Origin of the sequence: Sphingosinicella rhizophila (genome assembly GCF_032378825.1) — a bacterium.
GTDB lineage: Bacteria > Pseudomonadota > Alphaproteobacteria > Sphingomonadales > Sphingomonadaceae > Allosphingosinicella > Allosphingosinicella rhizophila.
In genome coordinates this window covers 316,774-342,141 of sequence record NZ_JAVUPU010000001.1, presented here as the reverse complement: position 1 = coordinate 342,141, position 25,368 = coordinate 316,774, and the positions used below count along the sequence as shown (strand labels likewise).

The following is a 25,368-nucleotide window of genomic DNA, read 5'->3' as shown; positions in this document are numbered from 1 at the left end:
TTTTCCTCGTCCGTCCAGGCGGTCACTCCGCTGCACTTTCGACGATCGTTAAGTGGACGGTAATCAATGCGGAAGAGCCCGAAATGGGACGTCGCATTCTGGGACGAACCGGCCCTCGAAAGCGAATTCGAGGCGCGCTAGAAAAAAGGGCGCCGACTTTCGTCGGCGCCCCTCGTAAAGCGTACTGGCGAGGGTCAGCTACGCGCCAGCCAAGCCATCCAATAGGAAGCGAGCGTTGCGCGCGGACCGGTCACTGCCTTGAATGCCGTTTCAGCCTCAGCCTTGTTGCCGGCCAGCGCAAGCGCCATGCCGAGACGGCTATTGGCGAGATTGGTGTCGATTGAACCCTTGCCGATGGCCGCCTTGTAGAGCGCCACCGCCTCCGCATAGTCGCCATAAGCGAAATAGGCATTGGCCGTGCTCAGCGCCAGTGCGCCGGTCGGTGCCGCCATCGCCTTCGTCTTCAGGCCCGCCAAAGTAGGACGATCCTCGGCGATACCGCGGGTCGCCTTGGCGTGGAGGTCTTTGAAAACGGATTTGTTGAGATCGATCATCTTGAGGGCCGCACCCTCGTCAAGGACGGCTTTCGCCTCACCGGGAAGGCCGCCCATCTGCAAGGTCTCGGCCAGGCTGAACCAGTCGCGTTCGCCGCTCAAGGCCTTGGACGCGCGCATCAGCCGCAGCAGGTCGAGATTGGTGTCTTTGTCCAGGCTCGAAACCTCGCGGTAGATGAGCAGGCTGTCACGCCAATTCTCCGTGCTCGGATAGGCAGCGACCAGATCGCGGCTGAGCTTCAGGCTCTGCGGAGCCAACTTGTTGTCGAACGCCTGTTTGAGCGCATATTTGTACCAGCTTTCGGGTACGGTCTGGCCGGCGCCGCGCTGGGCCTCGATGGCGCGGTCGATGAGGGCGATGGCTTCCTGCGGTTTTTTGAGGTTGGTCTTGACCTTCGCGAGTTCGATCATCCCGTCGGTATTGGTCGGCTGCAGTTCGATCAGCTTCGCATAGGCGGCCTCCGCCTTCTGATTGTTGCCGGCCTGGACCGCGAGCGCACCCTGATTCTGATAGAGGGCCGGCAAGCCGGTGGCCTGCACGGCGCCACTGGCGATCAAGCCATCGATCGCCTGCGACTGGACCTGAACATTATTGGTGGCGATTCCCATGTCGAGTTGCCAGCGAGCGATGGCGAATTTGGCATTTGCACTGGTCGTGGCCGACTGGGCGGCGGGGAGAGCGGCGGTGAAGGCTGCCCAATCCTTGGCATTAACGGCCGCCTGCAGCGGCGCGAGCGCATTCCGCTCCTCTTTGCTGAACTGCATTTGCGGCTGCTGCTCATCCTTTTTCGCCGCAGCCGCCGGCTGGGTTGTCGCAAGCGAGGCGCCGAGCACGAGCGCTACGCCCAACGCCAAACTGGAAACCGATCTCATATGAAACTCCTGTTGACGGCCGCGCCGGAGGCAGCCTTGTTCGGGACGAGGGTGGCGGGTTCTCTACCGCCAAACAGAAATGGTTTCTAGCGGTTGCGCGGTGAACGGTGCTTGAACCGCAACCGTCCGCAACGACTGGGAAAAACCGTCCTCGCTCGACGGTTTGACCTGGCCCGTCCCGCTGGCTAACGCCCACCGGTGCTGGCCGTCATTTCCCCCGCAAAGACTCTCGATTTCGAACGTCCCCTCCCCGCGCTCGATCCGACGCGGCCGCGCTTCGAAGCCGACGCCCACAACATCGCTTCGGCAGCCTCGAAACTGTCGCAGAAGAAACTTGCCGGGCTCATGCATATTTCGGATCGCCTGGCCGCCCTCAACGTGGAACGGTTCCGGGATTTTGGCGACCAACCCAGCCGGTCCGCCATCTATGCCTTTGCCGGTGACGTCTATGTGGGCTTCGAGGTACGCAGCCTCGATCCGGAGGCGCTTCCCTTCCTGCAGGATCATGTGCGGATTCTTTCCGGTCTGTACGGACTGCTGCGCCCCTTGGATGCGATCCGCCCCTATCGCCTGGAGATGGGAACGAAATGGGCACCGCGGCGCGGCGATCTCTACACCTATTGGGGAGACCGGGTGGCTGGCCTCCTGGCGGAGGATCTGGAAGAATCAGGGGGCCGGGCCATCATCAATCTCGCCAGCCGGGAATATTGGCGTGCGGTAGAGGGGAGCCTGCCCCCCAACGTGCGGGTGATCGAGATCGACTTTCGGGAGGAAGGCCCCGAGGGCCTCCGTTTCAACAGTTTCGCCGCGAAGCGGGCACGGGGAATGATGGCGCGCTTCTTGTGCGAACATAGGCTCGACGACCCGGAAGCGCTGAAGACGTTCGACTGTGACGGTTATGCCTATGACGCGGAAGGATCGGAGGAGAATCGGTGGCGGTTCCGGCGGGTCTAAGGTCAGGACCCTAGCTGCTTCTCGCGCGCGTGCGCGCATGTGCGCGGGGTGGCGTTCCCGGCCGTAATCGTCTAAGCTTCCGTCCATTCAAGGCGCCGATCGGCGCTCCACCCAAACCTAGCAGGAACAATCATTGGCCAGCGCACCGCCGACCATCGAAAACAAGGACATTTCTCCCATCTCCATCGTCGAGGAGATGAAGACCTCCTATCTCGATTATGCCATGTCGGTGATCGTCAGCCGCGCGCTGCCTGACGTCCGGGACGGCCTGAAACCCGTTCACCGCCGAATCCTCTTCGCCTGCCAGGAAGGCGGATTCGTTCCGGGCCGGGCCTATAAGAAATCGGCGAAGATCGTCGGCGACGTGATGGGTAATTATCATCCCCACGGCGATTCCGCGATCTATGATGCGCTGGCAAGGCTCGCCCAGGACTGGGCGATGCGCGTTACCCTGATCGATGGCCAGGGCAATTTCGGGTCGATGGACCCCGATCCTCCGGCCTCGATGCGTTACACGGAAGCACGGCTGGCCAAGGTCGCCATGACCATGCTGGAGGATCTCGACAAGGATACGGTCGATTTCACTCCCAATTATGACGGCTCCCGCAAGGAGCCGCAGGTGTTGCCGGCGCGGTTTCCGAACCTGCTGGTCAATGGCGCGGGCGGCATCGCGGTCGGCATGGCGACCAATATCCCGCCGCACAATCTGGGTGAAGTGATCCGGGCCTGCAAAGCCTATATGGACAATCCCGGGATCACGATCGACGAGCTTATCGAGATCATTCCCGGTCCTGATTTTCCGACCGCACCCTTGATCCTCGGCCAGGCCGGAGCTCGCAGCGCCTACCATACCGGACGCGGCTCGATCATCATGCGTGCCCGCCATATGGTCGAAGAAGGCCGTGGCGATCGTCGCTCGATCGTGCTGACCTCGATTCCCTATCAGGTCGGCAAGAACGGCCTTGTCGAAAAGATAGCCGAGGCAGCCAAGGACAAGCGCATCGAGGGCGTGTCCGATATTCGCGACGAATCGAACCGGCACGGGGTCCGCATCGTCATCGATCTGAAGCGCGACGCGACCCCCGAGGTGGTATTGAACCAGCTTTGGCGGCACACGCCTGCCCAAGCCAGCTTTCCCGCCAACATGCTGGCCATTCGAGGCGGCCGTCCGGAGACGTTGAACCTTCGCGACATCATCGAGGCATTCATCAAATTCCGCGAAGATGTGATCACGCGCCGGACCAAGTTCGAGCTGAACAAGGCGCGCGAACGAGCCCATATCCTGCTCGGCCTCGTGATCGCCGTGACCAATCTCGACGAAGTGGTCCGGATGATCCGCGCATCGGCTTCTCCCGCCGAGGCACGCGCTTCTTTGTTGTCGCGTGACTGGCCGATCGCTGAGATCGCGCCTTACATCGCTCTTGTCGAAGCGGTCGAGCATGAGATCGAAGGCGACAGCTATCGGCTCTCCGAGATGCAGGTCCGGGCCATCCTCGAACTTCGCCTGCACCGCTTGACTGCGCTGGGCCGGGACGAGATTGCCGGCGAGCTACAGGAGCTGGCAACCTCGATCGGAGAGCTTCTCGAAATCCTGGGCGATAGAGTGAAGCTCTATGCCGTCATGCGGGACGAACTCGACGCCATCGCCGAGCAATTCGCGACGCCCCGGCTCACCGAAATCGCGCCCGCGTGGGATGGTATCGAGGACGAGGACCTGATCGAGCGCGAGGACATGGTCGTGACGGTCACCCATGCCGGCTATATCAAGCGAACAATGCTGGAGGCGTTCCGCACGCAGAATCGCGGCGGCAAGGGCCGCGCCGGCATGGCGACCAAGGACGAGGATGCAGTGACGAACCTGTTCGTCACGTCCACCCATACGCCGGTCCTGTTCTTCTCCACCCTCGGCAAGGTCTACCGCCTGAAGGTCTGGCGCCTGCCGGAAGGCGGGCCGCAGACGCGCGGCCGGCCGATGGTGAACCTGCTCCCACTAGCCGAAGGCGAAACCATCTCCACCGTCCTACCGCTCCCGGAGGACGAGCAGGTGTGGAAGGATCTGCACATCATGTTCGCAACGGCGCACGGCACCGTGCGGCGCAACAGCATGGACGCCTTCACCAATGTGCCTACTGCCGGCAAGATCGCGATGCGCTTCGGCACCGATGAGGAGGGGGATGCCAGCGACCGGTTGATCGGCGTATCCCTGCTGACGGAGGATGACGACGTGCTCTTGGCCACGCGCGAAGGCCGGGCCGTCCGCTTCGCCGCCACCGATGTCCGCGAATTCCAGTCGCGTACCTCCGCAGGCGTGCGCGGCATAAGGCTGCGCGAAGGCGACGAAGTCATCTCCATGTCTATCCTGAAAGGCTTTGCTGCCACCGTCGAGGAACGCGAAGCCTATCTTCGCGCCGCGCCGTGGAAGGACAATGAGAATGAGCCGACACTGTCGACCGAACGCATGGCCGAATTCGCCGAGGCGGAGGAGTTTATCTTGACCGTCACGGTCAATGGTTACGGCAAGAGGACGTCCGCCTATGAATATCGGCGCTCCAATCGCGGCGGCCAGGGCATCACGAATATCGAGACATCGGAGCGCAATGGGCGCGTCGTGGCAAGTTTCCCCGCCCATAACGGCCAGCAGCTCATGCTGGTGACCGACCAGGCGAAGCTGATTCGTACGACTGTCGGCGACATTCGCATTGCGGGCCGAAACACGCAGGGCGTGACCATCTTCCGCGTCGCGGAGAACGAGCATGTGGTCTCCGCGGCCCGGATCGAGGAAAGCGAGGATGAGGCCGAGGCATTGGTCGATGTCGCTGATCCGGCCTTGCTGGCGAGCGCCGCGATTTCCGCGGACAGAGGCGATGATGCCGGCAGCGGCGACCCCGCTGCCGGGGCTGATGCCGCTGATGGCGCCGGCGAGCCGGAACCCTCCTGACCCCCCTCCGTTCGGCTCGTTCGAATGACTGACAAGGCAGCGGCATGAGCCATAAGGTCCATATCGTCGGCGGCGGTCTTGCCGGTTCGGAAGCGGCCTGGCAGCTCGCCGAGGCCGGCATTAAGGTGCGGCTGTCGGAAATGCGCGGGTCGGGCGATACGACGCCCGCGCATCACACGGACGGCCTGTCCGAGCTCGTCTGCTCGAACAGCTTCCGTTCCGATGATGCCGAACGCAACGCGGTAGGTTTGCTCCATGCGGAGATGCGCGCGCTCGATTCGCTGATCATGGCCATGGCGGATGCACACAAGGTCCCGGCGGGGTCGGCGCTCGCGGTGGATCGCGACGGCTTTTCCCAAAGCATCACCGCCAAGATCAATGCTCATCCCAATATCGAGCTGGTCCGTGAACGGGTCGACGCCCTCCCCTCCTCCGGGCTGACGATCATTGCGACGGGCCCACTGACGGCCGCCACACTGGCCGGATCCATTCTGGAGACGACCGGCTCGAATGCGCTCGCCTTCTTCGATGCGATCGCGCCGATCGTCCATCGTGACAGCATCGATATGGAAATTTGCTGGATGGCTTCTCGCTGGGACAAGGGGACGATCGATCCCGACGATCCCCAGTCCGATGGCCGGGACTATATCAATTGCCCGATGACGAAGGAGCAATATCTCCGCTTTCACCAAGGCCTGATCGAAGGCGAGAAGACAGAATTCCGCGATTGGGAAAAGGACACTCCCTATTTTGAAGGGTGCATGCCGATCGAGGTCATGGCCGAACGCGGCGTGGATACATTGCGCTACGGACCAATGAAGCCTGTTGGTCTCGACGATCCGAAAACAGGCCGCTGGCCTTATGCGGTCGTGCAGTTGAGGCAGGACAATGCGCTCGGGACATTGTGGAACATGGTCGGTTTCCAAACCAAGCTCAAACATGCCGAGCAGGTGCGGTTGTTCAGGACCATACCGGGTCTCGAGAATGCGGAATTCGCGCGGCTGGGCGGCCTCCATCGCAACACGTTCATCAATTCGCCGCAGCTCCTCGATCCGACCCTGCGTCTGGCCAGGGCACCGCATATTCGCTTTGCCGGGCAGATCACCGGGTGTGAGGGCTATGTCGAATCGGCGGCGATCGGCCTCTTGTCCGGCCGCTTCGCGGCCGCCGAAATCTCCGGGATGCCGCTCGCCCCACCTCCTCCCGAGACCGCGCTGGGGGCACTGCTTGGTCATATTACCGGTGGTGCCGAGGCCGATTCCTATCAGCCGATGAACGTCAATTTCGGACTGTTTCCGCCGATCGAGGGCAAGACCAAGAAGGCGGATCGGAAACTGATCTACACGTCCAGGGCGCGTGCGGCCCTCAGCGGGTGGCAGGAGAATATCCGAACCAAACCATGACAACTTCAGATTGAATCAATCTGAAGCATGAATCATAAGCATTTGAAAAGAGACTGATTCACGTCAGATAGCCGACCAGTCTCTAGCAGGCGCACTTCTTCGGCTTTGGTGGCTTCGGCCGCGTCGTTTCATATTCCTTTGGCGTCAGCCAGCCCGAGCGGTCGGCGTCGGCGCCAGCGAACTTTTCGGTCGTCGTGACGGCCCATTCCTCGAATGCTAGGCGGCCGTCGCCATTCTTGTCGAGCTTGGCGAAGGCCTTGCGGCGAGGCTCCAGCAGTTCATCGCGTGTGATGCGGCCATCATCATCCTTGTCGGCACGTGCGAACCGCTTTTCCTCCTTGCTCTTCTCCGTGGCTGCGGGCGGCGTCACCAGCGGCTGTTGCTGCTGCGGCATGACAAGCGGGGGCGGCACTGGCGGTATCGGATCTTCCGCTTCGGCGTGACTGCGCCACAAGAAGATCCCGGCGGCGACCAGCAGCAATGTCGATCCTACGCCTGCCAGAAAACGCAGCATTTGCCCCATCCCCCCTACCACCTTTTTTGCGCGCTCAACCTTCCATGTCAGGATCGTCAGCGGCCGGTCAACCTATGACGCAGCATTCGCAGCATGCGTCCAGGAGCGCCCTGGACCTCCCATCGCGGCCGCCCCGCCTCACTGTCCCGCTCCGACAAGATGGCGAGCATTCCCAGCGGCCGCAGTCGTGACGGCCACCGTTGCGGGCGGGATCGGCGCCGGGCAAACGTTGCGGCCCGTTCTACCTCCGCCGCCTCAGTGCTGTGACGTGCGAGATCGACAAGCGCCCAGGCCTCTCCCGCCTGCCGCACTTCTTCGCTTGGTGCGACGCCGAGCAACTCGGCCGAATAAGCGAACAGATGCCCGCCTCGCCCCGCGGCATAGGCATCGAGTTCCTCGTCCTCGAGAGGTTCTGATGTCAGCAATTGGCTCCAGCCTGATTCCATGAGCGCCAGTTCGCCACCTGAAATGCCCGCCGGAAGCAACTGTTCGGCAATAATTTGCAGCAACGGTTCGGCGGGCGGTTTTGATTGATCGAGTCCGGCAAGCGCGTCACGCCACCAGGCGAGCTTTATCCGGCTGATCATCGGCTCCCGGCCGCCCGTCAACACGGCGCCCAGCGCAGCGTCCACGTGCCAAAGCGCCTGGAGCGCCGAACGGCGAGGCGCGGCAACATAGCTGAGCGCCAGCAAACGGTCGGGATCGAGGCCTTGCGGCGTCATGGCGTCACATTCAGCGGTAGCAGACCTTCTTCGCGGCCTCCACAACGTCCTCTACCTTGATCAGGGCCAGTTTCTCGAGATTGGCGGCATAAGGAAGAGGCACGTCCTTGTTGGTAACGCGCAAGACTGGAGCATCAAGGCTGTCGAAGCCCTCTTCCATCGCGATCGCGATGATCTCGGATGCGATCGAGCAGACCGGCCATGCCTCTTCCACCACCACCATGCGATTGGTCTTGGCTAGGCTCTCCAGGATCGCCTGCCGGTCGAGCGGCCGCAAGGTTCGAAGGTCGATGACCTCGGCCTCGATACCTTGCCCAGCCAGCTGCGCTGCCGCGTCGAGAGCAATGCCAACGCCGATCGAATAGCTGACGAGGGTGACATCGACGCCTTCGCGAACGACACGCGCCTTGCCGATCGGCAGGACATAATCATCGAGCTTCGGAACGTCGAAACTTTGTCCATAAAGCAGCTCGTTTTCAAGGAATACAACCGGATCTTCAGATCTGATCGCAGCCTTCAAAAGACCCTTCGCATCGGCTGCCGAATAAGGCGAGATGACAATCAGTCCAGGGACACTGGCATACCAGGGTGCGTAATTCTGGCTGTGCTGGGCAGCGACGCGGGAGGCCGCCCCGTTGGGGCCTCGGAAGACGATCGGGCAGCGCATCTGGCCTCCCGACATGTAATTGGTCTTCGCAGCCGAATTCACGATATGATCAATGGCCTGCATGGCGAAATTGAATGTCATGAACTCGACGATAGGCTTCAACCCGCCCATCGCCGCGCCGGTGCCGACGCCGGCAAAGCCATATTCGGTAATCGGCGTGTCGATCACCCGTTCGGCTCCGAATTCTTCCAAAAGACCCTGAGTTACCTTGTAGGCACCCTGATATTCCGCCACTTCCTCGCCCATCACGAAGACGCGGTCGTCGGCGCGCATTTCCTCGGCCATCGCGTCGCGGAGTGCCTCGCGGACGGTGATCCGGATCATCTCAGTGCCTTCGGGCACCTCCGGCTCTACGCGCAGGCTCGCTGGAGCCTCGTCTTTTGGGGAGACCGCCGTCGTCGCCTGCTTTTCGGAGGCTTCTTCGGCCGGCGCTTCGCCGGCTTCCTCTTCCTCAGCTTCTCCTTCGGCAGTTTCGGCTGGCGCGTTCGGCGCGGACGTCTCGACACTTTCGCCTTGCTGGACGATCAGGGCGATGACCGTGCCGACCTTCACTGCGTCCGAACCTTCGGGGACCAGTATCTTGGCGATCACCCCTTCGTCGACCGCCTCGAACTCCATCGTCGCCTTGTCTGTCTCTATCTCGGCGAGAATGTCTCCAGAGGCGACTTGGTCGCCCTCCTTGACCAGCCATTTGGCAAGCATCCCTTCCTCCATGGTCGGGGACAGCGCGGGCATTTTCAACTCAACCGGCATCAATATTTTTCCACCAGCACATCGGTATAAAGCTCGTCCGGATCGGGTTCGGGCGACTGTTCGGCAAAATCTGCCGCCTCGCTGACGATCTGGCGGATCTCCTTGTCGATCCCCTTCAATTCTTCCTCGGTGCAGCCCGCGTTCTCGAGCTCGTGCTTGATAGCCTCGATTGGATCGGATTTGTCGCGGACGGCCTGCACTTCATCGCGCGAGCGGTATTTCGCCGGGTCCGACATGGAATGGCCGCGATAGCGATAGGTCTTGAGCTCCAGAAGAATCGGGCCCTTGCCGGCGCGGACCCATTCGAGCGCCGTGGAGGCGGCCCCGCGGACGGCGAGGACGTCCATACCGTCGATCTGCAGGCCCGGGATGCGGAAGCTTTCGCCGCGCTTGTAGAGCTGATCCTCGGCCGACGAGCGATTGACGCTGGTGCCCATCGCATATTGGTTGTTCTCGATCACGAAGATGATCGGTAGCTTCCACAGCTCGGCCATGTTGAAGCTTTCATAGACCTGGCCCTGGTTGGTCGCTCCGTCGCCGAAATAAGCGAGGCAGACGCCGCCATCCTTCTTGTATTTGTGCTTGAACGCGAGGCCGGTGCCGAGGCTGACCTGGGCACCGACGATGCCGTGGCCCCCATAGAAACGATGGTCGACCGAGAACATGTGCATCGAGCCGCCCTTGCCCTTGGATATCCCGGCCTGGCGGCCGGTCAGCTCGGCCATGATGACTTTGGGATCGATGCCGTAGGCGAGCATATGGCCATGGTCGCGATAGCCGGTGATGACGCTGTCCTTGTCCTGATCGAGCGCGGACTGGAGGCCTACCGCCACCGCTTCCTGGCCGATATAGAGGTGGCAGAAGCCGCCGATCAGGCCGAGGCCGTAAAGCTGGCCGGCCCGTTCCTCGAACCGACGGATGAGCAGCATCTGCCGGTAATATTCAAGCATCTCGTCCCGGTCCGCCTCGTGCCGTTTCGGCTCGGGCGGGCGTTCGCGATTGGGTTTTGCCGGCGGCGCGGACGATTCCGCTTTGCCGTTACGGGCGCGCTTTGGCGAGGAGGCCTTGGCCACGATATCTCCCTGCGGATGGATGCGGCGTCTATGACGGCAAACGTCCCGTGGCGCAACTTGTGCCGGACGTGCCTTCGCGCTTATCGACGGCCCTTGAACCGTCCCTCAATCGTCAAGCTGGATGATCACTTCGTCTGGACGGACGAGACCAAGCTCGCTTCGGATCATCTCGTCGGCGAGATCGGGATCGGCGCGCTTGGGATCGAGCAGGTCGGCACGGTGGGCGAGCCGTGCCTTTTCAGCTTCCAGATGCGCGAGCTCGATGCTTCGCTCCTCCTTCAAGCGGCGGTAATCGCCCCAGCTCATGATGCCGTTGGTGCCGACAATGGCGTAGCCGACGAAGTTCGCAATGATGAGGATGGCGAGCGCCGGGAGCGCCGCCTTCTTTATCAATTGACCCGTATTTCGTCCGATTGCCATGTCATGGTTAGCAGAATCAGTAAAATGCCTCCGAATCAAGCCTTTTGAGCTCGAAGGACCGAATTGCCCGCATATTTTGCGGCGGAACCCAGTTCCTCTTCGATCCGGATCAGCTGATTATATTTGGCGAGACGGTCCGATCGGGCCAGGCTTCCGGTTTTGATCTGGCCGCAATTGGTGGCCACGGCGAGGTCGGCTATGGTCGTATCCTCGGTTTCGCCGGAGCGATGGGACATGACGGCGGTATAGCCGGCGCGCTGAGCGGTCCCGACCGCTTCCAGCGTCTCGCTGAGGGTCCCGATCTGGTTGACCTTGACCAGCAGCGAATTGGCGAGGCCCTGCTCTATGCCGGCCGACAAACGCTTGGGATTGGTGACGAAGAGATCGTCGCCCACCAGCTGCACTTTTTTTCCGATGAGATCGGTCAGTATCTTCCATCCCTCGAAATCGTCCTCAGCCATGCCGTCTTCGATCGAGACGATCGGATAGGCGGTGGCAAGTTCGGCCAGATAATCGGCCATTTGCGCAGGCGAGAACGTCTGCCCCTCCCCCTCCATATGATAGGCGCCGTCGCGGAAGAATTCGGTAGCCGCACAGTCGAGCGCGAGCATCACATCCGTTCCCGGCTCATAGCCGGCCTGCTCGATCGAATTCATGATGAAGTCGATCGCGTCCCGGGTCGACGCCAAGGCTGGCGCGAAACCGCCTTCGTCGCCGACGGCAGTGGCGAGGCCGGCCTCCGAAAGGCCTTTCTTCAATGTGTGGAAAATCTCGGCACCGCAACGGATCGCTTCCGTCATCGAAGCGGCGCCAACCGGCATCACCATGAATTCCTGAAAGTCGATCGGATTGTCGGCATGCTCCCCACCATTGATGATGTTCATCATCGGTACCGGCAGCAACTGGGCCGAAACCCCACCGACATAACGGTAAAGCGGCAGTCCCCGAGCATCGGCCGCGGCCTTCGCGGCGGCCAGGCTCACTCCCAGGACTGCATTCGCGCCCAGCCGAGACTTGTTTTCGGTGCCGTCCAGCTCGATCAGCATTGCGTCGAGCTCGGACTGGTCTTCCGCGTCCAAGCCGGTGACGGCCTCGGCAATCTCTCCGCGCACCGCGGCAACCGCCTGCTCGACGCCTTTACCGAGATATCTGGACGTGTCGCCATCCCGCTTTTCGACAGCTTCATGGGCGCCGGTCGAGGCGCCCGATGGAACGGCGGCGCGGCCCATGCTGCCATCTTCCAACAAGATTTCCACCTCCACCGTTGGATTGCCGCGGCTGTCGAGTATCTGGCGAGCATGGACGTCGATGATGGCAGTCATTGTTACGGCCTCGTTATGAGCTATGATGGGGTGGCACCGGCGGCTTATCGGCGCGGCGCGGGCGACGCAACTTTCGTCGCACGAGCCGGAACGGAGGGACGGCTTCGCCAGTTCTGGTCCTACGACCGCAACCGCCTTAACCCTGGAGATTGTCACATGGCCGCACGCAATTCCGAACTGCCCGAAGGCACCGACCACATCATCAATGGCGCCATGGAGACAAGCGCAGGCGGAGGTGGAGGCAGCGCGGGGGCCACGGGCTTTGTCGGTAGCAATTCGGCGGATGATACGGGAGGAACCAGGGTGAAGGACGAAAACGGGACGGAAGATGGCGGCGTGCTCGACCAATTGAGGAGCCAGGCCTCCTCGCTTCGCGGCCAGGCGGGCGGCAGGGTCCGCGAATTTGCCGAGAGCGGGAAGAACAGGGCGACGGAGGCGCTGGATGAGGTCTCCAGGGTTGTCAGCGATGCCGCCGAATCCATCGATGAAAGGCTTGGCTCGGAATATGGCGAATATGCGCGGCGTGCCGCAGATGCCGTTTCCGGCTTCGCCGACACTCTGCGCAACAAGGATGTCGAGGAAATCTATGACGACGCCAGCGCTGTGGTCCGCAAGAGTCCGGGCGTGGCGTTGGCTGCGGCGGCTATCGTCGGATTCGCACTGGTTCGGCTCGTTAAAGCGGGCTTGCCGGAAGATCGGGACGGCGGTCCCGAAGATATGAAGGCCTGACCTTGGACGCGAGGGTGGGCAGGCAACCGGCTGAAGGCAACGAGCCTTCCTTCACCGATCTGATCGGCGAATTGATAGGCGACGGCAAGAAGCTGATTCACACCGAAGCGAGACTCTACCAGGAAATCGCGAAACATCGCGTCGAAAAGGCGAGCGGTGGAGCGATGATGCTCCTGTCCGGCGCTCTGCTGATAAACGCCGCGGTGATCGTCCTGCTGGGGGGAGCGGCCTTGGCGCTGGCGCTTTACGTCGGGCCGTTGCTCGCAGCGCTCATCGTGTCGGTCGTGACCACCCTCGCCGGCCTTTTGCTCGTCCGCTTCGGCCTCAAGAAGATGAAAGCCCTCGCCGGCGACGCAGAGGAGAAGGCCGCGTTGGATGCCGGTAAGGGGCTGGCATGAGTATCAGGGCTTTGAAGCGGGCGAAGTTTGAATCCGAACAGGCGCGTCGGAGGTTCGAAGCGAGCTTGGCCGAAGTCCAGAACAGGCTGCAGCCTGCGGCCCTGACCAGCAATGCGTGGCAAGGCGTCAAGGAAAAGGGAAGCGAGATCGCAGTCGATGCGGTTCAGGCTGTGAAGGAGCGACCCGTCGCCGTTTCGGCAGTATTGACAGCCTTCACCCTGTTCCTCGCGCGAGGACCGATAAGATCCGGCATCTCGCGCCTTTTTTCCGGGCCCGGCGAGGATGAGGTTCCGCCCGTCTCCGGCCGGTACCGAACGAACGAGACGAACGATCCGGCGGCTCCCGCCGCTATTGGAAGCATGAAGGAGTGAAAGCATGACGACGACGAGCCAGGACCAAGACGGCAGCACTCAGAATGCCGGCAGAACCGCTGGGGCGTCTTCGGGGCGCGGCAAGGCGGCCGAGGCCTATCAGGCCGCCCGTGAGCGGACGTCGGCCGTTTATACCGTGGCCCGTGAACGCGCCGGAACGGCCCTCGACACTGCCCGAGACGGGGCGGCCCGTGCCCGTCGCCGCACCGCCGATCAGGTCGACGCAAATCCCATGATCGCCATCGGCGGAGGCCTGGCATTGGGCGCTTTGTTAGCCACCCTCCTGCCGAGAACGCGTCGTGAGGACCAATTGCTCGGGAAGACCGGGCGGCGCATAACCGATACGGCACGCGAGGCCACCCGTGCGGCCCGCGAAGCGGGGCGCGAACAATTGGACGCGCTGGGGATCAGCAAGGCAGCAGCCCGGCGCAAGCTGGAGGAGTTTACGGATCATGCCGTGGCCGCAGTGGAAAGCTCGGCCAGCGCGGCAGCGAAGAAGGCCAGGAAAAAGAAATAGGCTCGTTCCGCGTCGGGGACAGCTTGTCTTCCCCGGCGCGGCCGCTATCGGCTTCAGACATGAGCAAGTTGCATCTCGTTTTCGGCGGTCGGGTCAAGGACCCGCAGGGTCTGGATTTCGATCTCGACACCACCCACGTCGTCGGTCTTTTTCCTGATTATGCAAGCGCGCTCGAAGCGTGGCGGGCCAATGCCCAGCGGACGGTCGACGATGCCGAAATGAAATATGTCGTCGTCCACCTCCATCGGATGCTGGAGCCGGAATTGGGTCAAGCGCCCCGGTAGCGTAACAGCAGCAACGGCTTGGCCAAGACCAGGCCTGCGAGGAAGCCGCCGATATGGGCGGCTATGGCCAAAGGCGCGCCGGCCGTTTCGAAGGTGAAGCCCACCAGGATCTGCAGCCCGATCCAGGCGGCCGCGAGCCAGAGCGCGTTCAGCCAACGGGCCAAAGCCAGATTCGCGACATTGACCCTGTTGCGGCCGAAAAGGATCGCATAGGTGCCCAGAACTGCGGAAATGGCGCCGCTCGCGCCGACCATCGGCCTCATATCTTCGGGATTGGCGAAAAATTGAGCGGCGGCGGCGGCATAGGCGCCGACGATATAGAGGATCAGCAAACCCCGGCCGCCGATGATGGTTTCCGTGGCGCGGCCGCAGAAGAGGTGGATCAGGAGGTTAAAGCCCAGATGGATGATCCCGGCATGGACCACCGTAGCGGTCAGCGGCGTCAGGAAAACAGGCGCCAGCATCTCGTCGCCGACCACGCCGCCCACGCGCGCGGGAATGAATCCGCCCCAGATGACGGCGAGATCCTGTAGCCCGAGCGCGGAGGCGATCAGCCAGGCAGCTGCGGTGACAATCGCGATCGCAAGCGTCACTCGCGCGGACTTCCAGCTTTCAGGTGCTCTCATCGCTGGCGCTTCGATCCTGTCCGGCCATGGTCTCCGCCGTCGCTCGGGCGCAGAAAGAGAATGAGCTCGGGGCCACGGCACAGCCCCGACGTTCGAGCGGCCGCTTCCTAGATGAATTCGACCTTCTCGATCACATAATATTTATCGCCGGAAGGAGCCGAAACTTCGACTTCGTCGCCCACCGAGCGGCCGATCAGTGCCCGGCCAAGCGGCGAGGAATAGCTGATTCTCCCGATCTTGGCATCAGCCTCGGTCTGGCCAACGACCTGATAGACGATGGCCTTTTCATTCTCGTCCGTGAGATGCACGGTTGCTCCGAACACCACCTTGTCGCCTGACAATGTCTTTGGGTCGATCACCAGCGCACGGCTCAAACGGTCGTCAATGTCTGCGATCTGCGCCTCGACATGACCCTGCCGCTCCTTGGCGGCATGATATTCGGCATTTTCGGAAAGGTCGCCATGGCCGCGGGCGACCTCGATCGCCTCGATGATTTCGGGGCGCTCGACCGTCTTCAAGTGCCGGACTTCGCTTTGCAGCCTTTCATAGCCCTCGGCCAGCATCGGTACCTTGTCTACCGTCGCCATCATCGTGCCTTTCGTAAAAACCTGTTTGGCCGCCCTTTGGGGGAGCGGCCTGATCGCGTCTCAATTGTGAAGGATCATGGTCTGGAAGAAGAATAATAGTCCTGCAGCGACCGAACTTCAAGGCTATGGTCTCGCTGGGCGGCGATTGCCCGGACAACGGCCACGCTGGAAGCCGCGGTCGTGAAATAGGGAACCTTGGCCATCAGCGCCGAAGCGCGGATCGAAGCCGAATCCTTGTGGCTGAGCCAGCCTTCTGTGGTGTTGAAGATAAGATCCACCTCACCATCCTTGATTCGATCTACGATGTGCGGTCGTCCCTGCGCCACTTTGTTCACCCGTTGGGCCGCGATGCCCTGGCTTTCCAGATAATCGGCGGTGCCACCTGTGGCGAGTACGGTGAAGCCCATCTCGGCTAGCGCGCGCACCGGCGGAGCGATCAGTGCCTTGTCCGTATCCTTGACCGAAACGAACAAGGTTCCTTCGGTCGGGAGCGGATCGCCGCTGCCGATCACCGCCTTCAGATAGGCGCTCGCAAAATCATTTGAGATTCCCATCACTTCGCCGGTCGATTTCATTTCAGGTGAGAGGACAGGATCGACGCCGGGGAAGCGCGCGAAGGGGAAGACCGCCTCCTTCACCGCGACATGCTTGATGTCACGGTGGATGGGCAGGAACGGCAACAGCCGCTCGCCAGCCATCACGCGCGCGGCAATCTTGGCGATCGGCGTACCGATCGCCTTGGCCACGAAGGGGACGGTCCGGCTGGCGCGCGGGTTGACCTCGATCAGATAGACTTCGCCATCCTTGACCGCGAACTGGACGTTCATCAGGCCCTTTACATTCAGCGCGAGCGCGAGTTCCCTCGCCTGCCGCTCGATCTCGGCGACGATCTCGCTGGGCAGGCTGTAGGGCGGTATGGAGCAGGCGCTGTCGCCGGAGTGGATGCCGGCTTCCTCGATATGCTGGAGCACGCCGGCGATGACCACGTCTTCGCCATCCGATATGGCGTCGACATCGACCTCGATAGCATCGCGGAGGTAACGATCGATCAGCACCGGGCTGTCGCCCGATACCTGGACCGCCGTGACAATATAGTCGTTCAATTGCTCGGGACCGTCGACCACTTCCATGGCGCGGCCGCCCAGTACGTAACTCGGTCGGGTGAGCACGGGATAGCCGATCCGCTCCGCCACTGCGATCGCTTCCTCGCGGCTGCGGGCGATGCCGTTTTCGGGCTGCTTCAGGCCGAGTTTTGCGACCAGCGCCGCGAAACGTTCGCGATCCTCGGCCAGGTCGATCGCGTCGGGTGACGTGCCCAGGATCGGAATTCCCTCTTTCGCAAGCGCGGCCGCCAGTTTGAGCGGCGTCTGGCCACCGAACTGGACGATGACACCGTGCAACTCGCCTCGCGATTGTTCGACATGCAGGATCTCAAGCACATCCTCAACCGTAAGAGGCTCGAAATAGAGGCGGTCCGACGTGTCATAGTCCGTCGAGACCGTTTCCGGATTGCAATTGATCATGATCGTTTCATAGCCCGCTTCGCCCAAGGCGTAGCAGGCGTGGCAGCAACAATAGTCGAACTCGATGCCCTGCCCGATCCGATTGGGCCCACCGCCGAGAATGACAACCTTCTTCCGGTCGCTCGGCTGGCTTTCATCCTCTGGCTCGCCGAAGCTGGGGGCCTCGTAGGTCGAATACATGTAAGGCGTCTTCGCCTCGAATTCGGCGGCGCAGGTGTCGATCCGCTTGAAGACGGGACGTACGCCCAGTTTGTGGCGGAGTGCTCGCACTTCCTCTTCGGTCGTGCCCCCGATCATCGCCTTGACAGCGTCGTGAATGAGGCCATGGCTTCGTGCCCGGGTCTTGATCCCGTTCCCCCTGATATTGGCGGATTTGAGTGCCAATTCGGCGAGCCGCCGGTCGGAAAAGCCCATCGCCTTCACTTGGCGCATGCCTGCCGCATCGTTGGGCAGGCCGTTGGCGCAAATCTCCTCCTCGGCTTCGACAATCTCCTTCAGCCGTTCGAGGAACCAGGGATCATATTTGGAGATGGCGTGGATCTCGGCAACGGTGAAGCCTTCACGCAGGGCTTGCGCCGCCACCAGCAGGCGGTCCGGCGTGGGCAGCGCCAAGGCCGCCTCGATCTCGACGCGCGGGGCGCCGTAGAGCGCCTTGACCCCATCGAGTCCGATCAGGCCGGTTTCCAGGCCGCGCAGGGCCTTTTGAAGGCTTTCATGGAAGCTGCGGCCGATTGCCATCACCTCTCCGACCGATTTCATCGCTGTCGACAGCAGCGGCTCGGAACCCTTGAATTTCTCGAAGGTGAAGCGGGGGATCTTGGTGACGATATAATCGATGGTCGGTTCGAAGCTGGCGGGCGTTGCGCCGGTAATGTCGTTGTCGATCTCGTCGAGCGTGTAGCCGACAGCGAGTTTAGCCGCGACCTTGGCGATCGGAAAGCCGGTCGCCTTCGAAGCGAGCGCCGAGGAACGCGACACGCGCGGGTTCATCTCGATCACCACCAGCCGGCCGTCCTTGGGATTGACTGCGAACTGGACGTTGGAGCCGCCCGTTTCGACGCCGATCTCGCGCAGGCAGGCGATGCTCGCATTGCGCATGATCTGATATTCCTTGTCGGTCAGCGTCAGCGCGGGCGCGACGGTGATGGAATCCCCGGTATGAATGCCCATCGGATCGACATTCTCGATCGAACAGATAATGATGGCATTGTCGTTCCGGTCCCGGACGACCTCCATCTCATATTCTTTCCAGCCGAGTACCGATTCCTCGATCAGCACTTCGGTGGTAGGCGAGGCTTCGAGGCCGCCGCGGACGATCTCGACGAACTCGTCGCGATTATAGGCAATGCCGCCGCCGGTGCCGCCCAGGGTGAAGCTCGGACGAATGATCGCCGGCAGCCCGACTTGGTCCAGCGCCGCCACGGCATCGTCAAGGCTGTGGGCGATCTGGGAGCGCGGACTCTCAAGTCCGATCTTGCTCATCGCCTCGCGGAACTGCAGCCGATCTTCCGCCTTCTCGATCGCCGCCGCATCGGCGCCGATCATCTGGACCCCATATTTTTCGAGCGTGCCGTCCTTGAACAGGGCCAAAGCGGTGTTGAGCGCCGTTTGACCGCCCATGGTCGGAAGTACCGCGTCCGGCCGCTCCTTCTCGATAATCTTGGCGACGAATTCGGGCGTAATCGGTTCGACATAGGTGGCGTCGGCGAGCTCCGGATCGGTCATGATCGTCGCCGGGTTCGAATTGACGAGGACGATCCTGTAGCCCTCCTCCTTCAACGCCTTGGCGGCCTGGGTCCCCGAATAATCGAACTCCGCCGCCTGGCCGATGACGATCGGGCCGGCGCCGATGATGAGGATGGATGAGATGTCGGTGCGTTTGGGCATTATCTTTTGCGTGCCTTTTTGTCGGCGAAGGCGAACTTCACGGTGTCGCGAGATGGAAGGAGCGGAGGATTCACGTCTCGCTCCGCAACGCGCCGACGAATTTCTCGAACAAATAGGTGCTGTCCTGGGGTCCCGGGCTCGCTTCCGGATGATATTGGACGCTGAACGCGGGCTTATCGGTCAATTCGAGGCCGGCCAGACTGCCGTCGAACAGTGAAATATGCGTGGCGCGGGCATTTTTCGGCAAGGTCTCGGCCTCGACCGCAAAGCCGTGGTTCATGCTGGTGATCTCGACCCGGCCGTCGGAAAGGCGCTTGACCGGGTGGTTGGCACCGCGGTGGCCCTGGTGCATCTTGCTGGTCCGGGCGCCGACGGCAAGGCCTAGCAATTGGTGACCGAGGCAGATGCCGAACAGGGGCTTGCCTGTTTCCAGCAGCTTTTGAATCACCGGGACCGCATATTTGCCGGTTGCGGCCGGATCGCCCGGACCGTTGGAGAGGAATAGTCCGTCCGGCTCATGCGCCATGACCTCTTCATAAGTGGCGGTCGCAGGAAGGACGGTGATCCTTGCGCCGGCATCGGCCAGATTGCGGAAGATGTTGCGCTTGGAGCCGTAGTCGATGGCGACGACGTGCGGCAGGCTTTCATCCTCCTCGCGTTCGCCGTAACCGCTGCCGATCTTCCAGCGGCCACCGGACCAGCGGAACATTTGCCGGCACGACACTTCCTTGGCCAGGTCCATGCCCTCGAGCCCAGGCCAGTCACGCGCTTTCTGGACCAGAGCTTCGGTGTCGAACTTGCCATCTTCGCGATAGGCGATGACGCCGTTCGGAGCGCCCTGGAGCCTGATCCGACGGGTGAGCGCCCGCGTATCCACACCGGCAAGCCCGATCCTGCCATTGACCTTCATCCATTGGTCGAAGGTCTGGACGGCACGGAAGTTGCTGGGTGCCGTCACATCGTCGCGGACGATGCAGCCCAGAGCGTGCGGATTATCCGCCTCCAAGTCTTCGTAATTGGCCCCCACATTGCCGATATGGGGGAAAGTGAAGTTGATGATCTGGGCCGCATAGGACGGATCGGTCATCACTTCCTGATAGCCTGTCATCGCCGTGTTGAAGCAAACCTCGCCGATCGCTTCGCCCTCGGCACCGAATCCCCTTCCCCAGACGAGAGTCCCGTCAGCCAGAGCCAATACGCCCGTCGCTCCCTTTGGCGCAGGCGAATGTTTGGCGTCGGCCATGTGGCGGGCACTCCTTCGTAAAATTTTCGATGTCGCTAAGGCTCGACGGCTAGTCGGAGGCCGCGGCAGCGTCAATCTATTAAAAGCCGAAACGCCCCGCTATGGCGGTCCTTTCCCGTGAAGCGCAAACAGCCGCCAGGAATGTTCCATGATTCGTGACGATATCAAAGCCGCGCAGGTCTCCGCCATGAAGGCGGGTGACAAGCTGCGCACCGCCGCAATCCGCCTGATCCTCTCCTCGATCAAGAATCGGGACATTGAACTTCGGGGTCAGGACAAGGTGCCGGACGACGATGGTCTCGTCGTCGAGGTTCTGCAGAAGATGATCAAGCAGCGCCGCGAATCGATCGCCATGTACGAACAAGGCGGGCGCGCCGAGCTTGCTGCGGCCGAGGCCGCCGAGGTCGCCGTGATCGAAGGCTTCCTGCCCCGTCAGATGAGCGAGCAAGAAACCAAGGCCGCGATAGACATTATCGTCGCCGAAACCGGTGCGACCTCGGTCAAGGACATGGGCCGGGTCATGGCCGTTCTGAAAGAGCGCCATGCCAGCATGCTCGACATGAGCAAGGCCAGCGGGTTGGTAAAGGCGCGCTTGGCATAATTCCCCTCCCGCGCTCGCGTGAGGAATTGGGGGTGGAAATGGCGCCATTCAAGCCGCGCCCGACAAAGAGACCACAAACACTCCGGCGCGGTGCCACCGAGGCCGAGCGGCGTTTGTGGCCACATCTTAGCTGTCGACAAGTCGACGGTTACAGATCCAATAGCCAAATGCCCGTCGGACCGTTCATTTGTGAATTCATGTGCAGGCAGGCAAAGCTCGTTGTCGAAGGTGAAGGCGGGCAGCATGGTTGGAATGCGTCAGCCGATGCGAGTCGAACTCTGTGCATCGAACCGGTGGGATATTGCGTGCACCGCTTCCGGAACAACAAGGTGCCTTTCAACGTCGAGGGAGTATTGAGTCGCATTCTTGTAGCGCTGACTCCCGGCCCACTCCGCAAGCTCACTCGCAATGCGGGTGGGGCGTAAAAAATGAGTCTCAGCCCGCAGTTCCTCGACGAGCTTCGCGCTCGGACCAGCTTGTCCGTGTTGATCGGGCGTCATGTGAAACTGCTGCGGGCGGGACGGGAATGGAAGGCATGTTGCCCGTTCCACCAGGAAAAGACCCCCAGCTTCACCGTGAATGACGAGAAAGGCTTTTATCATTGTTTCGGCTGCGGTGCGCACGGCGATGCAATTCGCTTTCTGACGGATTCGCGGGGCCTTCCCTTCATAGATGCGGTCAAGGAACTCGCCGATGCGGCCGGCCTGGCGGTGCCCGCGCCCGATCCCGCGGCCCAGCAAAAGGCCGAACGGGCCGCGAGTCTTTATGATGTCATGGAAGCGGCGGCAGCCTGGTTCCAGGAGCAGTTAGCCGGAGTCGAAGGGGGCGCCGCGCGTGACTATCTCAAGCAGCGCGGGCTCGATGAACGAGCCCTCGGCCGCTTTCGGTTCGGTTTTGCACCGGATTCGCGCGGCAAGCTCAAAGCTGGGCTGAAGCATCATGGCATCGAGAAGCTGGTCGATTCAGGTCTGCTGATCGCTCCCGAGGGCGAGGAGCGGGAACCCTATGACCGTTTTCGCGGGAGGCTGATGATCCCGATCCGGGACCAGCGCGGCCGCGTCATCGCCTTCGGCGGCCGCATCCTCGGTGCTGGCGAACCCAAATATCTGAACTCTCCAGATACGCCGCTCTTCGACAAAGGCCGCACCTTGTACAATCTCGACCGGGCCGGGCCCGCTAGTCGCGATTCGCGGCGCGTGATCGTGGTCGAAGGTTATATGGACGTGATCGCGCTCGACCAGGCGGGCATCGGGGAAGCGGTCGCCCCGCTCGGCACCGCCTTGACCGAGGGGCAGCTCGAGCGCTTGTGGCGGCTCGGCGAAAATCCGATCCTGTGTTTCGACGGCGACGCGGCCGGCCAGAAGGCGGCGCTCCGCGCGGCGCTTCGGGCCCTTCCCCATATCGGCCCGGCACGGTCGCTCGGGTTCATTACCCTTCCCGCCGGGCAGGATCCCGACGATCTCGTCCGCGCCGGCGGGCGGGCCGCGCTGGAGGCCTTGTTAGAACATCCTGAGCCGCTAGTGGACCGGCTTTGGCGCCACGAAGTCACGGCCGTTCCCCTGACGACCCCCGAAAGCAAGGCGGGGCTCAAGAAAAGGCTGCTCGATCATGTCGCAACCATCGGCAATGGCGACGTGCGAGAGCAATATCGTCACGAACTCATGGAGAGGTTCGGTGCGCTTACGCGGCCGCGACGGGCCGTCTGGACGCCGCGCCAGGATTGGCAGAAAGGGAAAGGCAGCAACCGCTTCCAGCCTCGTCAGCCGACGTCCGAAGGGGCAAGAACCGTGGGACAGAGCGGGCTGTGGGCACAAACCGGCCGTGCGGTGCTCCAGGGATTGCTGAGATTTCCTGCGGTGATTCCGGCCCATGCAGAGGCGATCGCGGCACTTCCGCTGAGCGAGCGGTCGGCCGCCCGCCTTCGTGATTCCCTGCTCGATGCGGCCATGATCCACGGCGCGCTTGATCAGGAGCGGTTAAATACCATATTGGCCCACAGTGGCGCGGCGTCTCTTGCGGAGAAGCTGCGTCTCGAACGAGGATTGGCTTTTTCCTTCACCCGCCGCGATACTGATTCGGAACGTGCATGTCGCGATCTCGTTCTGGTGATCGACACTTTGGCGGCTGGGCCGGGACTGGATGCGGCACTGGCGGCCGCGACCGCGAGGTTGAAGGAACAAGGCGATGAGGCGGCCTTCCAGGAGCAGCAAAGGCTCCGGACGGCCCGGGACGAGGCGGACAGGCAGCTGGCAGCGCTGATCGAAAGCGATGCGGCTGCAAGAGAATAGGTTTTTTGAATGGCGAAAACGAACATGGCCGAAAGCAACGAGAAGCAGGACAACAGCGACGCTCCGCTGATCGATCTCAACGAGGCCACCCTCAAGAAGCTGATCGCCCGCGCCAAGAAGCGTGGCTATATCACTGTCGACGAGCTGAACGATGCCCTGCCCCAGGACCAGATGTCGACCGATCAGATCGAGGACGTCATGTCCTCGCTGAGTGAGATGGGTGTCAACATCGTCGAGAATGAAGAGGCCGACGAGGACGATTCCGAAGCCGAAGCCGAGCCCGGCGCTGAAGAGATGGACGGTACCGAGAACGAGCGCTTTGTCGTCGAGAAGAAGAAGGAAACGATCGACCGGACCGATGATCCGGTGCGTATGTATCTGCGCGAGATGGGCGCGGTGGAATTGCTCAGCCGCGAAGGCGAAATCGCGATTGCAAAGAGGATCGAGGCCGGTCGCGACATCATGATCTGGGGCCTTTGCGAAAGCCCGATCACCTTCAACGCCATTATCCAATGGTCGGACGCGCTCAACAATGGCGAGATGCAGCTGCGCGAGATCATGGATCTCGACGCCATGCTGTCGAAGGGACCGACACCCGAACAAGTCGAAGGCGACGAAGCCGGCGCCGACGGCGATATTTCCGAGAAGACCGCCGGCCCTTCCTACAAGGAAGAAGAAGAGGTCGAGGATGAACCAGAGGCCGAGGACGATGAGGATAATCTGGTCGAGCGCCGGACGCCCCGCCCTACGGAAGACGATGACGAAGACAATACTCTCTCGCTCGCCGCGATGGAGGAATTGCTGAAGCCTCAGGCGCTTGAGAAATTCTCCACGATCACCGCCTTGTTCAAGAAATTCTCGAAGCTGCAATCGTCTCGAATGGATGCGCTCGGAGCGGGTCAGGATTTCCCCCTGTCCGAAGAGAACAAATATCAGAAGCTGCGCGAGGATCTGACCTCCGAGGTCGAAAGCGTCCAGTTCCACGGCGCCAAGATCGAATATCTGGTCGACCAGCTCTACAGCTACAATCGGCGCCTGACCGCACTTGGCGGCCAGATGCTGAGGCTGGCCGAGCGGCACCGGGTTCCGCGCCGTGCCTTTCTTGACGCCTATATGGGGCATGAGCTGGACGAAGGCTGGTCCGAGCGCGTCTGCAATCTCGACAAGAAATGGAATGCTTTCTGCACCCAGGAATCGGGCGCGATCGAGCGTATCCGCACCGAGATCTCCGAAATCGCCCAGGCAACCGGCATGTCGCTTCCGGAATTTCGCCGCATCGTCAACCAGGTCCAAAAAGGCGAGCGTGAGGCGCGGATCGCGAAGAAGGAGATGGTCGAGGCGAACCTTCGGCTCGTTATCTCCATCGCCAAGAAATATACCAATCGCGGGCTTCAATTCCTGGACCTGATCCAGGAGGGCAATATCGGCCTGATGAAGGCCGTCGACAAATTCGAATATCGTCGCGGTTACAAATTCAGCACTTACGCCACTTGGTGGATTCGGCAGGCGATCACCCGATCGATTGCGGATCAGGCACGGACGATCCGTATTCCCGTCCATATGATCGAGACGATCAATAAACTGGTCCGCACGAGCCGGCAGATTCTTCACGAAATCGGTCGCGAGCCGACGCCGGAAGAGCTTGCAGAACGGCTTTCGATGCCGCTGGAGAAGGTCCGCAAGGTGATGAAGATCGCCAAGGAGCCGATCAGCCTCGAGACGCCGATCGGTGACGAGGAGGATTCGCATCTCGGCGATTTCATCGAGGACAAGAATGCCATCATCCCGGTCGACGCGGCGATCCAGGCCAATCTCAAGGAAACGGTCACCAGGGTGCTCGCCTCGCTGACGCCTCGTGAGGAGCGCGTGCTCCGCATGCGCTTCGGTATCGGCATGAATACGGACCACACCCTCGAGGAGGTCGGTCAGCAGTTCAGCGTCACCCGGGAGCGCATCCGGCAGATCGAAGCCAAGGCGCTTCGCAAGCTCAAACATCCATCGCGGTCGCGCAAGATGCGGAGCTTCCTGGATCAATAATGAAGGGGCCGGCCCAGCGTCTCCCACTCACGCGGGGTGGGAGCAACGGTGGCGCGGGCAATCAGCCTTTCGATAGGACTAACG

General features: G+C 61.8%; 23 protein-coding genes. 12 read left to right on the top strand and 11 right to left on the bottom strand.

Annotation, left to right across the window (positions count from 1 at the left end):
- Positions 1-194: 194 nt before the first annotated feature.
- Positions 195-1,427: a tetratricopeptide repeat protein gene (locus RQX22_RS01565; RefSeq protein ID WP_315723016.1), complete on the bottom strand. Its 1,233-nt coding sequence runs from the start codon at positions 1,425-1,427 to the stop codon at positions 195-197.
- Positions 1,428-1,625: 198 nt separating this feature from the next.
- Between RQX22_RS01565 and yaaA the strand changes: the two genes are divergently transcribed.
- The 3 genes from yaaA to trmFO all read left to right on the top strand — a co-directional run bounded on the left by yaaA (position 1,626) and on the right by trmFO (position 6,722).
- Entirely contained in the window at positions 1,626-2,381 is a 756-nt protein-coding gene (gene yaaA, locus RQX22_RS01560; RefSeq protein ID WP_315723014.1) for a peroxide stress protein YaaA, read from the top strand.
- A gap of 133 nt (positions 2,382-2,514) precedes the next feature.
- Complete coding sequence (gene gyrA / locus RQX22_RS01555) at positions 2,515-5,319, top strand: DNA gyrase subunit A (protein WP_315723010.1); 2,805 nt, start codon at positions 2,515-2,517, stop codon at positions 5,317-5,319.
- Positions 5,320-5,363: 44 nt separating this feature from the next.
- The gene (trmFO, locus tag RQX22_RS01550; protein WP_315723009.1) at positions 5,364-6,722 is read left to right on the top strand and encodes a methylenetetrahydrofolate--tRNA-(uracil(54)-C(5))-methyltransferase (FADH(2)-oxidizing) TrmFO; all 1,359 of its coding nucleotides are present in this window, start codon (positions 5,364-5,366) and stop codon (positions 6,720-6,722) included.
- 82 nt (positions 6,723-6,804) lie between these two features.
- Here trmFO and RQX22_RS01545 read toward each other — a convergent pair whose 3' ends face one another.
- From RQX22_RS01545 to eno, 6 genes are all read right to left on the bottom strand, one after another.
- Positions 6,805-7,236, bottom strand: a complete 432-nt coding sequence (locus tag RQX22_RS01545; protein WP_315723008.1) for an EF-hand domain-containing protein — start codon at positions 7,234-7,236, stop codon at positions 6,805-6,807.
- Positions 7,237-7,292: 56 nt separating this feature from the next.
- On the bottom strand, positions 7,293-7,958 hold the full coding sequence (locus RQX22_RS01540) for a squalene/phytoene synthase family protein (protein ID WP_315723006.1): 666 nt from the start codon (positions 7,956-7,958) through the stop codon (positions 7,293-7,295).
- Positions 7,959-7,968: 10 nt separating this feature from the next.
- Positions 7,969-9,378 (bottom strand): pyruvate dehydrogenase complex E1 component subunit beta, encoded by a 1,410-nt coding sequence (locus RQX22_RS01535; protein WP_315723004.1) that lies wholly within the window; start codon positions 9,376-9,378, stop codon positions 7,969-7,971.
- Positions 9,378-10,451, bottom strand: coding sequence for a pyruvate dehydrogenase (acetyl-transferring) E1 component subunit alpha (gene pdhA / locus RQX22_RS01530; protein ID WP_315723002.1), 1,074 nt, complete (start codon positions 10,449-10,451; stop codon positions 9,378-9,380). The genes RQX22_RS01535 and pdhA overlap by 1 nt, the downstream gene beginning before the upstream one ends.
- Positions 10,452-10,556: 105 nt before the next feature.
- The gene (locus RQX22_RS01525) at positions 10,557-10,871 is read right to left on the bottom strand and encodes an FtsB family cell division protein (protein WP_315723001.1); all 315 of its coding nucleotides are present in this window, start codon (positions 10,869-10,871) and stop codon (positions 10,557-10,559) included.
- 35 nt (positions 10,872-10,906) lie between these two features.
- Positions 10,907-12,193: a phosphopyruvate hydratase gene (eno, locus tag RQX22_RS01520; protein WP_315722999.1), complete on the bottom strand. Its 1,287-nt coding sequence runs from the start codon at positions 12,191-12,193 to the stop codon at positions 10,907-10,909.
- Between eno and RQX22_RS01515 the strand changes: the two genes are divergently transcribed.
- Genes RQX22_RS01515 through RQX22_RS01495 form a run of 5 tightly spaced genes read left to right on the top strand, consistent with a single transcriptional unit; the run spans position 12,170 to position 14,492 of the window.
- Complete coding sequence (locus RQX22_RS01515; protein WP_315722998.1) at positions 12,170-12,922, top strand: hypothetical protein; 753 nt, start codon at positions 12,170-12,172, stop codon at positions 12,920-12,922. The two genes, eno and RQX22_RS01515, sit on opposite strands and share 24 nt — an antisense overlap.
- Positions 12,923-12,936: 14 nt before the next feature.
- Positions 12,937-13,320 (top strand): phage holin family protein, encoded by a 384-nt coding sequence (locus RQX22_RS01510; RefSeq protein WP_315722996.1) that lies wholly within the window; start codon positions 12,937-12,939, stop codon positions 13,318-13,320.
- Positions 13,317-13,691 carry a hypothetical protein gene (locus RQX22_RS01505; protein ID WP_315722994.1) on the top strand — a complete coding sequence of 125 codons (375 nt, stop codon included), beginning with the start codon at positions 13,317-13,319 and terminating at the stop codon, positions 13,689-13,691. The genes RQX22_RS01510 and RQX22_RS01505 overlap by 4 nt, the downstream gene beginning before the upstream one ends.
- Positions 13,692-13,695: 4 nt before the next feature.
- The gene (locus RQX22_RS01500; protein ID WP_315722992.1) at positions 13,696-14,208 is read left to right on the top strand and encodes a hypothetical protein; all 513 of its coding nucleotides are present in this window, start codon (positions 13,696-13,698) and stop codon (positions 14,206-14,208) included.
- A 59-nt stretch (positions 14,209-14,267) separates the two neighbouring features.
- Positions 14,268-14,492 carry a DUF4170 domain-containing protein gene (locus tag RQX22_RS01495; protein WP_315722990.1) on the top strand — a complete coding sequence of 75 codons (225 nt, stop codon included), beginning with the start codon at positions 14,268-14,270 and terminating at the stop codon, positions 14,490-14,492.
- On the opposite strand, the gene RQX22_RS01490 is transcribed toward RQX22_RS01495, so the two are convergent.
- From RQX22_RS01490 to carA, 4 genes are all read right to left on the bottom strand, one after another.
- Complete coding sequence (locus tag RQX22_RS01490) at positions 14,477-15,085, bottom strand: rhomboid family intramembrane serine protease (protein WP_315722988.1); 609 nt, start codon at positions 15,083-15,085, stop codon at positions 14,477-14,479. The two genes, RQX22_RS01495 and RQX22_RS01490, sit on opposite strands and share 16 nt — an antisense overlap.
- A gap of 140 nt (positions 15,086-15,225) precedes the next feature.
- The gene (gene greA, locus RQX22_RS01485; protein WP_315723506.1) at positions 15,226-15,705 is read right to left on the bottom strand and encodes a transcription elongation factor GreA; all 480 of its coding nucleotides are present in this window, start codon (positions 15,703-15,705) and stop codon (positions 15,226-15,228) included.
- Between the two features lie 74 nt (positions 15,706-15,779).
- A complete protein-coding gene (carB, locus tag RQX22_RS01480; protein ID WP_315722986.1) occupies positions 15,780-19,115 on the bottom strand; it encodes a carbamoyl-phosphate synthase large subunit in 3,336 nt (1,111 codons plus the stop codon).
- Positions 19,116-19,185: 70 nt separating this feature from the next.
- Complete coding sequence (gene carA / locus RQX22_RS01475; RefSeq protein WP_315722984.1) at positions 19,186-20,358, bottom strand: glutamine-hydrolyzing carbamoyl-phosphate synthase small subunit; 1,173 nt, start codon at positions 20,356-20,358, stop codon at positions 19,186-19,188.
- Between the two features lie 148 nt (positions 20,359-20,506).
- On the opposite strand from carA, the gene RQX22_RS01470 reads away from it, so the two are divergent.
- Genes RQX22_RS01470 through rpoD form a run of 4 tightly spaced genes read left to right on the top strand, consistent with a single transcriptional unit; the run spans position 20,507 to position 25,284 of the window.
- A complete protein-coding gene (locus RQX22_RS01470; RefSeq protein WP_315722982.1) occupies positions 20,507-20,959 on the top strand; it encodes a GatB/YqeY domain-containing protein in 453 nt (150 codons plus the stop codon).
- A gap of 38 nt (positions 20,960-20,997) precedes the next feature.
- A complete protein-coding gene (locus tag RQX22_RS01465; RefSeq protein WP_315722980.1) occupies positions 20,998-21,384 on the top strand; it encodes a DUF559 domain-containing protein in 387 nt (128 codons plus the stop codon).
- Between the two features lie 3 nt (positions 21,385-21,387).
- Positions 21,388-23,247 (top strand): DNA primase, encoded by a 1,860-nt coding sequence (gene dnaG, locus RQX22_RS01460; RefSeq protein WP_315722978.1) that lies wholly within the window; start codon positions 21,388-21,390, stop codon positions 23,245-23,247.
- 9 nt (positions 23,248-23,256) lie between these two features.
- Positions 23,257-25,284, top strand: coding sequence for an RNA polymerase sigma factor RpoD (gene rpoD / locus RQX22_RS01455; RefSeq protein ID WP_315722976.1), 2,028 nt, complete (start codon positions 23,257-23,259; stop codon positions 25,282-25,284).
- The last annotated feature ends 84 nt before the right edge of the window (positions 25,285-25,368 follow it).